Genomic DNA, 11,806 nt, shown 5'->3' on the forward strand with positions numbered 1-11,806 from the left:
GCGACAAAGGGATGGCAAGGCGGTGACGGTTCTAAGAAGGGAAAGTGGGAGCTATGACACGTATAGGGAAAGTGCCGTTCCCGGGCTACGATGGGATAGGTAGCCCGGTCAAGCGAAGCGTCGCCGGGGTTATCCGTGCAGGCGAGAGGCTATTTGCTCAAGCGTCAATTGACCTGCAGCAGCCTCAACCGTCATCGCCACAAAATCCGGATTGGCCGCAAGCGCAATGCCGTTGCGTTTTAAAAACAGCAATGTGATAAACAGCGCGGTGCGCTTATTACCGTCATTGAAAATATGCCCTCGTGAAATCGCCAGCAGATGCATTGCCGCCAGCTGCCATACGTCGGTCACACCTTCATATTCAATTCGGTTAAGCACCCGATACATTAACGCTTCCGCACGTCCGGGGTCGGGCATACCCACAACACCAGGCGTAACGCGGAGCAGCCGGTCATGAAACGCTATTATCTCTTCCGCTGAGATAATCTGAAGGTTCATTTATCAGCCAACTCCTCTATCTCGCTGCCGTGAACCGCCATGATGGCCGCAAATTCATCATCGAGTCTGGCGGCCTGATAGCGCTCAAACTCCTCGGCACTAATGATGACCGCAGGTTTATGCCCACGGCGTGTGATAGTGACAGGTATGCCCGTCACGGCGCTCTCCAGCACTTCAGCCAGATTCTGTCGTGCCTCGCTATAGTTAACCGTACGCATAATGACCTCCATAGTTGTACGCATTAATTGTACAACATATATGTACAAAAAAAGAGCCATCAGGCTCTTTTAAATGTTTTCGTGCGGGAAGTTCCCCCGGGGTCGGCGCAAGCGCCTCGCCCGGGCTTGTATGATTACCTCGTCAGAAAGAACCGGCCAGTTCTCTCTGATGGCGGTCCGGATGCCGTGCCCGGGCTTAGGCTTTCACGCCTGTACCGTAGATATTCTGCACCGGTCCGCCGTTCTTTCTCATGTGACAAACCGGACAGTATCATGGACCGGTTTTTACCGGTAATCCGCATTCGCAAGGTGGGTTTCACTATGGAATATGAACTGTACTTCATCGGCATTGATGTCGCTAAAACTAAACTTGATGTTGATATCCTTCGCCCTGATGGCCGCCATCTCTGTAAAAAGTTTGCCAATACTCCCCCGGGCTATGAGGACCTGGTCCGCTGGCTTCGTAGCCATGAGGTGAGCCATGCTCATGTCTGCATGGAGTCTACCAGCACCTACATGGAAGACGCTGCCGCCCATCTGAGCGATGCCGGGTATACCGTCTCCATCATCAACCCTTCCCTGAGCGCTGCCTTTGCCCGCAGTGAAGGGCTGCGCAACAAAACCGACAAAGTGGACGCTCGTATGCTGGCTCACTTCTGCCGGGAGAAAAAGCCGCCAGCATGGGAAGCGCCGCACCCGACAGAGCGGGCCCTGAAAGCGCTGGTGCTACGACATCAGTCGCTGACAGAGATGCAGACTCAGGAGAAAAACCGCCAGGAAACTGCACCGGAAGTACAGCTGGAGAGCATTGATGTTCTCCTGCAGTGTCTGGGAGCAGAGCTGAGGCGCATTGAAAAACAGATAAAAGACCTGACGGACAACGACCCCGATATGAAACAACGGCGGAAGCTGCTGAGCAGTATCCCGGGGATAGGAGAGAAAACCGCCGCGGTGCTGCTGGCGTACACGGGACTGAAGCTGAGGTTCGCCACTGCGCGGCAGTTCGCAGCGTATGCAGGACTGACGCCGAAGCAGCATGAGTCGGGGAGCAGCGTGATGCGAACAAGCAGGATGAGCAAAGCAGGACCGGTTCATCTGCGCGGAGCATTATATATGCCGGCGATGTCAGCGTTGTATCACACGGCATGGGGAAAAGCGTTCAGGGAAAGGCTGGAAGGTAACGGGAAGCGACCGAAAGTGATAATAGGTGCAATGATGCGTAAGCTGGCGCAGGTGGCCTATGGGGTATTAAAGTCAGGAAAAACGTTCGATGCGTTGCAGCATGGGATGCCTGTAGTATAAAGGCGGACGGGGAAGTGATAACAGCGCCAGAAGGCGCTGTTAAAGTTATGCCTGCAATCCGGGAAGCAACGGTGAAAAGGAGTTGCTGCCGCTCACAGTATCTACAGGTTGCCGGATGGCAACGAGTTAACCGCCGAGGTACGCGCTGCGCACCGCTTCGTTCGCCAGCAGTGCATCACCGGTGTCTTCCAGCACCACGTGGCCGTTTTCCAGCACGTAGCCGCGGTCGGCGAGCTTCAGCGCCTGGTTGGCGTTCTGCTCGACGAGGAAAATGGTCATGCCCTGCTTACGCAGTTGCTCGATGGTGTCGAAAATCTGCTGGATGATAATCGGGGCCAGCCCCAGAGAAGGCTCATCAAGCAGCAGCAGGCGCGGCTGGCTCATCAATGCACGGCCAATTGCCAGCATCTGCTGCTCACCGCCGGACATGGTGCCTGCACGCTGAATGCGACGCTCAAGCAGGCGTGGGAACAGGTCATACACCCACTTGATGCGCTCCTGGAACTGATCGCGGTCGGCGAAGAAGCCGCCCATCGCCAGGTTCTCTTCCACCGTCATGCGTGAGAAGACGCGACGCCCTTCCGGGACAATCGCCACCGCTTCACGCATGATTTTCGCCGTCTGCCAGTCGGTAATGTCTTTATCATCAAAGACAATACGCCCGCTGGTGGCGCGTGGGTCGCCGCACAATGTGCCGAGCAGCGTGGTTTTACCCGCACCGTTGGCGCCAATCAGGGTCACAATCTCCCCCTGATTGATATGCAGGCTGACGTCGTGCAGCGCCTGAATTTTGCCGTAGTGGGCGCTGACTTTATCAAACGATAACATCACTTTATCCATATTCTGCTTCGCCCCCATTATGCTTCACCTAAATAGGCGCGGATCACGTCCGGGTTGTTGCGGATCTCTTCCGGCGTACCGTTCGCCAGCGGCGTACCCTGATTCACCACGTAGATACGATCAGAAATGCCCATCACCAGCTTCATATCGTGCTCAATCAGCAGGATAGTGGTGTTGTGATGGTTACGCAGCTCGGCAATCAGTTCGTCCAGCTCTTTGGTCTCTTTCGGGTTAAGACCCGCCGCCGGTTCGTCGAGCATCAGGATTTCCGGCTGTGTCACCATGCAGCGGGCAATCTCCAGACGACGCTGGTCACCGTAGGCCAGGTTGCTGGCCTGACGGTTCGCGTGCTCTAACAGGCCGATACGCTCAAGCCAGGTGGCAGCACGATCCAGCGCTTCGCTTTGCGCGCGACGGAACGACGGGGTTTTCAGCAGGCCGGAGAAGACGCCGGTCTTCAGCTGCTGATGCTGTGCCACCAGCAGGTTTTCAATCACCGTCATTTCGCGGAACAGACGCACGTGCTGGAAGGTACGCACCACGCCCATACGGGCAATCTCCTGGCCCGGCAACCCTTCCAGGTGCTGGTCACGCAGCATAATGGTGCCGCCGGTCGGCTTGTAGAAGCCGGTCAGGCAGTTAAAGACCGTGGTTTTCCCCGCGCCGTTCGGGCCAATCAGGGAGACGATTTCCTGAGGATGCAGTTCCAGGGCGACGTTGTTAACCGCCAGCAGGCCGCCAAAACGCATCATCAGGCCGTTAACGGATAATAATGGCTGACTCATGCCTGCTCTCCTTCTTTCGCTTTCCCGCTTTTCAGCTTGAGCTGCGGACGGGTCATCGGCAGAAGCCCCTGCGGACGCCAGATCATCATCAGAACCATCAAACCACCCAGCATCAGCATGCTGTATTCGTTGAAGTCACGCATCAGCTCGCGTGACACCACCAGCAGGACAGCGGCGAGAATAACCGCAAACTGCGAGCCCATCCCGCCCAGTACTACAATCGCCAGCACGAAGGCCGACTCGGCAAAGGTAAAGGATTCCGGGCTGACAAAGCCCTGGCGCGCGGCAAACAGCGTACCGGCAAAACCGGCAAACGCGGCGCTGATGGTAAAGGCGGTCAGCTTGATACGCGTTGGGCTCAGGCCCAGCGAGCGACAGGCAATTTCATCTTCACGCAGCGCTTCCCACGCACGGCCCAGCGGCATGCGCAGCAGGCGGTTGATGACAAACAGGCTCAGCACCACCAGCAACAGCGCCACCAGATAAAGGAAGATAACGCGGTCAGACGGGTCGTACTTGACGTTAAAGAAGTTGCTGAAGGTATCCCAGCCGCCTTCACGGGCGCTGCGGCTGAACTCCAGGCCGAAGAAGGTCGGTTTCGGGATCTGGCTGATACCGTTCGGCCCGCCGGTCACTTCGGTGTTGTTAAGCAGCAGGATACGGACGATTTCGCCGAAGCCTAAGGTCACAATCGCCAGATAGTCACCGCGCAGACGCAGTACCGGGAAGCCGAGCAGGAAGCCCGCCGCCGCCGAGACCAGCCCCGCGATCGGCAGACAGGTCCAGAAGCCGAGACCGTAATAGTGGTTCAGCAGCGCGAAGGTGTAAGCACCGATGGCATAGAAGCCACCGTAACCCAGCACCAACAGGCCGGAAAGCCCCACCACCACGTTCAAGCCAAGGCCGAGGATGATATAAATCATGGTCAGGGTGGCAATATCAACCGTGCCACGTGAAACCATAAACGGCCACGCTACGGCGATCACCAGCAGTGCGACCAGGAACAGCTTCTGTTTGACCGTCGAGCCGTCAATGGCAGGCAGAATAAACTTCGGCCCGGAGACGCTTTTCAGCCCCTTCTGGAATAACGGGCGCAGCATCTGGAAGAAAAAGACCACCGCGGTGCCGATAAAAATCCACTGCCAGCGGATATCCGCCGCGCTGCCGACCACCAGTTTGGTACCGTCGAGCTGTAACTGAACGCCCATAAAGACGCCGGCCAGGACAAAGAACATCGCCGCCGACAGCAGCGCCATCGCAAATTGCATCGGTTTCATACTTTCTCTACCTCCGGGCGGCCCAGGATACCGGTCGGCATCACCAGCAGCACCACGATCAGCAGCGCGAACGACACAACGTCTTTATATTCGGTGCTCAGATACGCGGAGGACAGCGCTTCCGCGATGCCGAGAATCAGCCCACCAATCATCGCCCCTGGAATACTGCCGATACCGCCCAGAACCGCCGCGGTGAAGGCTTTCATCCCGGCCATAAAGCCGATATACGGGTTGATAACGCCGTAGAACTGACCCAGCAGCACGCCCGCCACCGCCGCCATCGCTGCGCCAATGACAAACGTCAGGGCAATCACGCGGTCGGTGTTAATGCCGAGCAGGCTCGCCATTTTCAGGTCCTCCGCGCAGGCGCGACAGGCGCGGCCCATGCGGGAGTAGCGAATAAACAGCGTCAGCGCCAGCATGGCAACGAAGGTCACAATCCAGATAACCAGCTGCATGGTAGTGATGGACGCGGAGAAGTTTTCGCTGCTGCCGACAATCCACTGGCCGTTAAACAGACTTGGCAGCGCGATATCGCGCGAGCCTTCGGTCAGACTGACGTAGTTTTGCAGGAAGATGGACATCCCGATGGCGGAGATCAGCGCAATCAGACGCTTGGAGCTGCGCACCGGGCGGTAGGCCACCCGTTCGATGCTCCAGCCGTAGGCGCTGGCAATCACAATCGCCCCGATGAAGCCAGCCGCCACCAGAAGCCAGCCGGTGTCGATGCCCATCATCATTAATGCGGCGATAATCATAAAGGAGACATAACTACCGATCATGTACACCTCGCCGTGGGCGAAGTTGATCATGCCGATAATCCCGTACACCATGGTGTAACCGATGGCGATCAGTGCATAGGTGCTTCCCAGCGTAACGCCGTTAAACATCTGCTGCACAAAGTAGAGAACCTGCTCTGACATAAATTAGCCTTTTGCTACCCCTGCGGGTCTACGCCCGCCAGGGGGGAATGAAGGTTACTTCGCCACGGTGGATGAGCCGTCGGCATGCCACTGGAAGACCCCAAATTCAAATCCTTTCAGATCGCCTTTGTCATCCCAGCTCAGCGGCCCAATCACGGTTTTCGCACCGTTTGCTTTTAAGTCTTTAATCAGCGCCTGAGGGTCATCGCTACCGGTACGTTCCATGGCGGTTGCCAGAGACTGCACAGCAGCGTAGGTGATCCACACGTACGGACCGGTTGGATCTTTCTTCTGCGCTTTCAGGGCATCGACGATAGCGCCGTTTGCCGGATCCTGGTCATAGCGTTTTGGCATGGTAACCAGCATGCCTTCCGCTGCTTTACCGGCGATATTCGACAGTGAAGCGTTACCCACGCCTTCCGGCCCCATAAACTGCGTTTTCAGGCCAACCGCGCGCGCCTGGCGCAGCATCTGCCCCATTTCCGGGTAGTAGCCGCCGTAGTAAACGAAGTCGATGTTCTCTTTTTGCAGACGGGCAATCAGCGCGGAGAAGTCTTTTTCACCGGCAGTAATTCCGTCGAAGAAGACGATATTGGCTTTGCCCGCTTTCAGCCCGTCCTGAACGGAACGCGCCAGACCTTCACCGTACTGCTGCTTGTCGTGAATGATAGCGATGCGCTGTGGCTTCACTTTATTCAGGATGTAGTTTGCCGCGGTTGGGCCCTGAGAGGAGTCCAGACCAGCGGTACGCATAATGTAGTGGTAGCCACGCTGGGTCAGCTCTGGGTTAGTCGCACCCGGGGAGATCATCAGAATGCCTTCGTCTTCATAGATGTCAGACGCGGGCTGCGTGGAGGAGGAGCAGAGGTGGCCAATCACGTATTTGATGCCGTCGTTAACGATTTTGTTCGCGACAGCCACCGCTTGTTTCGGATCACAGGCATCGTCGTACTCAACGCCGACCAGTTTGTCACCCTTAATGCCGCCTTTGGCATTGATGTCTTTAATGGCCTGGCGCGCGCCGTTGAACTCCATGTCGCCCCACTGGGCAACCGGGCCGGACATCGCACCGACAACCGCTACCTTAATATCGTCTGCCATCGCCGCGTGAGACATAGCCAGCGCGATCATCCCTGCGATTACTGTTTTTGTATTCCTTTTCATACTTCGGGATCCCCATTCGTGATGTCGTATTTACACGTCGTGGCGTGCATATATTTTGTTGTGTGGTGGTTAAAAAGCATTCTGTACTTTTAATATACAACGCTACTTTTGCCATTATCTTTAATGAGTTAGCGCAGCTTTTTGGCTAAAAACAGACTAAATTCTCTATTTTTCAGTCTATTAAGAAAAGATAATATTCTGATTTTCACCATAGATAAACAAAAAAAAGCCCGAATGGCAGCATAAAATAACGACACAATAAGCCGAATAAAACGCTGGTTTTCAGGTTAAAGTTCTGACTATTTTTCGATCCATGATGTTTCAAACTGTCTGCATGGATATCGAAAAATTAATCACCTACTGAACAAGCCAAAAAAGAGAAAGCGTCCGGCAGAATAAATTGAGTACACTGGCCACCATTTTCGAGATTTGAGCAAACTGCCCATGAAGCTGACCATCATTCGTTTAGACACCTTTAGCGATCAGGACCGCATCTGCCTCGGTAAGATCTGGCCTACTCAGACCCCCAACGAACAGCACCTTGATGAGAACCACCGCCTGTATGCCGCCCGTTTTAACGAACGCCTGCTGGCAGCGGTAAAGGTGACGATCAACGGCAGCCAGGGGACGCTTAACAGTCTGTGCGTACGCGAAGTCACCCGCCGTCGCGGCGTGGGGCAGTATCTGGTCGAAGAGGTGATGCGCGATAACCCGCAGGTCAGCCGCTGGACGCTGAGCAAAGCCGGCGCACAAGAGAGCCTGGAAACGGCCGCGTTTGCCAAAGCGATGGGCTTTACGGTGCATGCTGAGGGCTGGGTTCGAGGGTAGTGCCGATCCCGGCGTCGGCTAACGCCTCGGCCGGGCTACATCATAGTAGTCCGGCCGAGCGTAGCGACGCCGGGGCAGCGCCGAACGAATTACTTCGCGTCGGTCGCCGTACCGTTAGCGTGCCAGTTGAAGATGCCGAATTCGAAGCCTTTCAGGTCACCTTTCTCATCCCACGACAGCGGACCCATCACGGTATCCACGGTATTGGCTTTCAGGTATTTTGCGATCTCAGCCGGGTCGTCAGAGTGGTTCAGACCCGCCTGCAGAGACTGCAGCGCAGCGTAGGTGGTCCATACGAATGCACCGCTTGGATCTTCTTTCTTCGCTTTGATCGCGTCTACGATAGGTTTGTTCGCCGGAACCTGGTCGTAGTTCTTAGGCTTAGTCACCAGCAGACCTTCCGCAGAATCACCCGCGATGTTAGACAGTGAAACGTTCGCCACACCTTCCGGCCCCATGAACTGGGTTTTCAGGCCAGCAGCACGCGCCTGACGCAGGATCTGCCCCATTTCCGGGTGATAACCGCCGAAGTAGACGAAGTCGATGTTCTCTTTCTTCAGACGCGCCACCAGGGTGGAGAAGTCTTTCTCACCGGCAGTGATACCGTCGAAGAAGACCACGTTCGCGCCGCCTTTCTTCAGACCGTCCTGCACTGCGCGCGCCAGACCTTCACCATACTGCTGCTTATCGTGAACGACCGCGATGCGCTGTGGTTTCACTTTCTCGAGGATATATTTCGCTGCGGTTGGGCCCTGATCGGAGTCCAGACCGGTGGTACGCAGAATCAGCTTATAGCCACGCGCGGTCAGCTCAGGCGCGGTCGCCGCTGGGGTGATCATCAAAATACCTTCGTCTTCATAGATGTCAGACGCAGGCTGTGTAGAGGAGGAGCAGAGGTGACCGATAACGTATTTGATCCCGTCATTCACCACTTTGTTCGCTACCGCAACCGCTTGTTTCGGGTCACAGGCGTCATCGTATTTTACGATTTCCAGCTTATTGCCCTTGATACCGCCCTTGGCGTTAATGTCGGCAACCGCCTGAGTCGCACCGCTGAACTCCTGGTCACCGTACTGCGCAACCGGGCCGGACATCGCGCCAACAACAGCAACTTTAATATTTTCTGCTAATGCCATATTGCTGAATGCCAGCGCAATACATCCTGCCAGTAACGCTTTACCCTTCATTTTCATCCTGAGGTTCCCCATTGTTATGGTTGTTGCATTTGTTGTGATGTTGTTATTTAGCACATTATTCTTATATCACCTACATGGTAAGTATAAGATATTAATATTGAGGGAGGCTGACCGTGCTTTTTCAGCATACTCTGCTAAAACATACCCCATTTTTGTGGAATTGAAACGTTAATTTTGACGGATTTGTAACGCAAAAATGACAAAAAAAAGCCACTCATCGGAGTGGCTTGGGTGTTGGGTACATCCCCGGCGGCGCTTTGCCTGGCCGGGAAGGGCACGCTCTATTCAGATATCGCCCGACGAATCACCTCCAGCGCCTGCTGGAACTGTTTCTCAGGGATGGTGAGCGGGTACAAGAAGCGAATGACGTTACCGTACACGCCGCAACTCAGCAGCAGCACCCCTTCCGCCAGTGCACGATCCTGCACCAGTTTGGTCAATTCCGGCGACGGCTCCCCGGTTTGCGGATTAACAAACTCTACGGCCACCATCGACCCCACGCCGCGCACATCGGCAATCGCCGGGCAGCTTTCGCGTAATTTATTAAGTACTTCAATCAGATGCTGGCCCAGATGGTTGGCGCGTGTGCAAAGCGCCTCTTCCTCAATGACATCCAGCACCGCGTGCGCGGCAGCAATCGCCAGCGGGTTCCCCGCATAAGTGCCGCCAAGGCCGCCGGGTGCCGGGGCATCCATCACCTCGGCACGCCCCGCGACGCCCGAGAGCGGGAAACCGCCCGCCAGGCTTTTCGCCATGGTGATAAGGTCAGGCTTCACGCTGTAGTGCTCCATGGCAAACAGCTTGCCGGTACGGGCAAAGCCGGTCTGCACTTCATCGGCAATCAGCAAAATACCGTGGGTATCGCAAAGCTGGCGCAACGCCTGCATAAAATCAGCAGGGGCAACATTAAAGCCACCTTCGCCCTGCACTGGTTCAATGATAATCGCCGCCACCTGGTCCGGGGCGATATCGGCTTTGAAAATATGAGTCAGGCTTTTGAGCGCCATCTCGGTGGTCACGCCGTGCGCGGCATTTGGATAGAGACCGTGATACACCGAACCAGGGAACGGGCCGAAGCCGATTTTGTACGGTGCGACTTTGCCGGTCAGCGCCATGGTCATAAACGTACGACCATGGAAGCCACCGCCGAAGGTAATCAGTCCCGGACGTTTGGTATAGGCGCGGGCAATTTTCACCGCATTCTCAACCGCTTCCGCCCCAGTGCTGAAAAACGCCGTTTTGGCGTTTCCGGCAATAGGCACGGCGGCATTAATACGTTCTGCTAATGATACATAGCTTTCATAGGGGACTATCTGATAGGCGGTGTGGGTAAAAGCCTGCAGCTGGTTTTCAACGGCGGCTATCACCTGAGGATGGCGATGTCCGGTATTCAGCACCGCAATCCCGGCGGCAAAGTCGATGTACTCGTTACCTTCAATATCCCACAGCGTAGCGTTCTCAGCGCGCTCCGCGTAGAAGCCGCACATCACGCCCACACCGCGCGGCGTGGCCTGTAAACGCCGATGATTCAGTGACTCGTTACTCACGGTAAACCCCCTGCCGTTGAAATGACGAAAAGTCTATTCAGTCTTTGCCATCGCCTGCATTAACGCCAGCGGCAAACGTGAAATAAGCAGAGGAAAGCGTGATGACGGGGAGCAGAAAAACAAAACCCCCGGATGGGCATCCAGGGGTTATCGGGGTCACGCGTTAACTGACGTTATCAGGCTTCGATAGCCGCACGCAGTTTTTTCATCGCGTTCTTTTCAAGCTGACGTACACGCTCGGCGGATACGCCGTAACGGTCGGCCAGTTCCTGCAGCGTAGACTTGTTGTCTTCGTCCAGCCAGCGGGCGCGAATGATGTCCTGGCTACGTTCGTCCAGGCCCTGCATTGCGTCGGTCAGCTTATTCGCTGCCTGCTCTTCCCAGTTATCATCTTCGATGCCGTCGGCAAAGTTGGACGATTTATCCTGCAGATAGAGCACCGGAGCAACCGAGTGGCTTTCAGACTCATCGTCTGAGGACATATCAAACGCCATGTCCTGCGCCGCCATACGGGATTCCATCTCGCGAACGTCTTTGCTGGAAACGCCCAGTTCGCGGGCAACCATTTCTACTTCATCCTGATTGAACCAGCCCAGACGCTGCTTGGTTTTACGCAGGTTGAAGAACAGCTTACGCTGCGCTTTGGTGGTAGCGACTTTAACGATACGCCAGTTACGCAGTACGTATTCGTGAATTTCCGCTTTGATCCAATGCACCGCAAAGGAGACCAGGCGTACGCCCACTTCTGGGTTAAAACGACGTACAGCTTTCATCAGGCCGATGTTGCCTTCCTGAATCAAGTCCGCCTGCGGCAGGCCATAGCCCGAGTAATTACGAGCAATATGAACAACAAAGCGCAGGTGAGACAGGATCAGCGTTTTAGCTGCTTCCAGATCGCCCTGGTAATGCAGCCGTTCAGCAAGCGCCTTTTCTTCATCAGCCGTCAACATCGGCCATGCGTTCGCAGCCCGGATATAAGATTCCAGGTTACCAACAGGGGCTAACGCTAAATTTTGCATTTCTTTGGTCATTCAAATCCTCTCAATTCACTTCATACTGGCGGCGGCTTGTCCCCGAAGGCAACAAACATGCCAGGCTCTATGAGCAACGAGAATATCATCCGCTCTTTTATCAGACAGTGAGTTTATCCACAAGTTCAATGCAACAGTGTGAATAAATTACGCACAAAATGTGACACGCGATAGGCCGCGAGGGCAGAAAGATGGGG

At 55.3% G+C, this 11,806-nt stretch carries 12 protein-coding genes; 2 read left to right on the forward strand and 10 right to left on the reverse strand.

Annotated features, from left to right (window positions below):
* Positions 1-129: 129 nt before the first annotated feature.
* Both AB2B48_RS16340 and AB2B48_RS16345 read right to left on the reverse strand, forming a co-directional pair.
* Positions 130-498: a type II toxin-antitoxin system death-on-curing family toxin gene (locus AB2B48_RS16340; RefSeq protein WP_333012706.1), complete on the reverse strand. Its 369-nt coding sequence runs from the start codon at positions 496-498 to the stop codon at positions 130-132.
* Complete coding sequence (locus AB2B48_RS16345; RefSeq protein ID WP_333012707.1) at positions 495-716, reverse strand: type II toxin-antitoxin system Phd/YefM family antitoxin; 222 nt, start codon at positions 714-716, stop codon at positions 495-497. Before AB2B48_RS16345 ends, AB2B48_RS16340 begins: the two co-directional genes overlap by 4 nt.
* 321 nt (positions 717-1,037) lie before the next feature.
* Here AB2B48_RS16345 and AB2B48_RS16350 point away from each other — a divergent pair, with 321 nt between their 5' ends.
* Positions 1,038-2,018 (forward strand): IS110 family transposase, encoded by a 981-nt coding sequence (locus AB2B48_RS16350; protein WP_368301891.1) that lies wholly within the window; start codon positions 1,038-1,040, stop codon positions 2,016-2,018.
* Positions 2,019-2,144: 126 nt separating this feature from the next.
* Here AB2B48_RS16350 and livF read toward each other — a convergent pair whose 3' ends face one another.
* From livF to livK, 5 genes are read right to left on the reverse strand one after another with little or no spacing between them, the layout of a single operon-like run.
* Entirely contained in the window at positions 2,145-2,858 is a 714-nt protein-coding gene (livF, locus tag AB2B48_RS16355) for a high-affinity branched-chain amino acid ABC transporter ATP-binding protein LivF (protein ID WP_081918523.1), read from the reverse strand.
* A gap of 17 nt (positions 2,859-2,875) precedes the next feature.
* On the reverse strand, positions 2,876-3,643 hold the full coding sequence (livG, locus tag AB2B48_RS16360) for a high-affinity branched-chain amino acid ABC transporter ATP-binding protein LivG (RefSeq protein ID WP_333012708.1): 768 nt from the start codon (positions 3,641-3,643) through the stop codon (positions 2,876-2,878).
* Positions 3,640-4,920, reverse strand: coding sequence for a branched chain amino acid ABC transporter permease LivM (livM, locus tag AB2B48_RS16365; RefSeq protein WP_185667357.1), 1,281 nt, complete (start codon positions 4,918-4,920; stop codon positions 3,640-3,642). Before livM ends, livG begins: the two co-directional genes overlap by 4 nt.
* A complete protein-coding gene (gene livH, locus AB2B48_RS16370; RefSeq protein ID WP_035892178.1) occupies positions 4,917-5,843 on the reverse strand; it encodes a high-affinity branched-chain amino acid ABC transporter permease LivH in 927 nt (308 codons plus the stop codon). The genes livM and livH overlap by 4 nt, the downstream gene beginning before the upstream one ends.
* 54 nt (positions 5,844-5,897) lie before the next feature.
* Positions 5,898-7,007, reverse strand: a complete 1,110-nt coding sequence (gene livK, locus AB2B48_RS16375) for a high-affinity branched-chain amino acid ABC transporter substrate-binding protein LivK (RefSeq protein ID WP_185667358.1) — start codon at positions 7,005-7,007, stop codon at positions 5,898-5,900.
* A gap of 444 nt (positions 7,008-7,451) precedes the next feature.
* Between livK and panM the strand changes: the two genes are divergently transcribed.
* Positions 7,452-7,835 carry an aspartate 1-decarboxylase autocleavage activator PanM gene (gene panM, locus AB2B48_RS16380; protein ID WP_368299621.1) on the forward strand — a complete coding sequence of 128 codons (384 nt, stop codon included), beginning with the start codon at positions 7,452-7,454 and terminating at the stop codon, positions 7,833-7,835.
* An 89-nt stretch (positions 7,836-7,924) separates the two neighbouring features.
* On the opposite strand, the gene livJ is transcribed toward panM, so the two are convergent.
* The 3 genes from livJ to rpoH form a co-directional block, all read right to left on the reverse strand.
* A complete protein-coding gene (livJ, locus tag AB2B48_RS16385; protein WP_185667360.1) occupies positions 7,925-9,028 on the reverse strand; it encodes a branched chain amino acid ABC transporter substrate-binding protein LivJ in 1,104 nt (367 codons plus the stop codon).
* Positions 9,029-9,312: 284 nt separating this feature from the next.
* On the reverse strand, positions 9,313-10,578 hold the full coding sequence (locus AB2B48_RS16390; RefSeq protein ID WP_368299622.1) for a 4-aminobutyrate--2-oxoglutarate transaminase: 1,266 nt from the start codon (positions 10,576-10,578) through the stop codon (positions 9,313-9,315).
* Positions 10,579-10,754: 176 nt separating this feature from the next.
* Positions 10,755-11,609, reverse strand: coding sequence for an RNA polymerase sigma factor RpoH (gene rpoH, locus AB2B48_RS16395; protein WP_064541362.1), 855 nt, complete (start codon positions 11,607-11,609; stop codon positions 10,755-10,757).
* Positions 11,610-11,806 lie beyond the last annotated feature (197 nt).

The organism is Kluyvera sichuanensis (assembly GCF_040930405.1).
In the GTDB taxonomy this organism is placed as follows: Bacteria; Pseudomonadota; Gammaproteobacteria; order Enterobacterales; family Enterobacteriaceae; genus Kluyvera; species Kluyvera sichuanensis.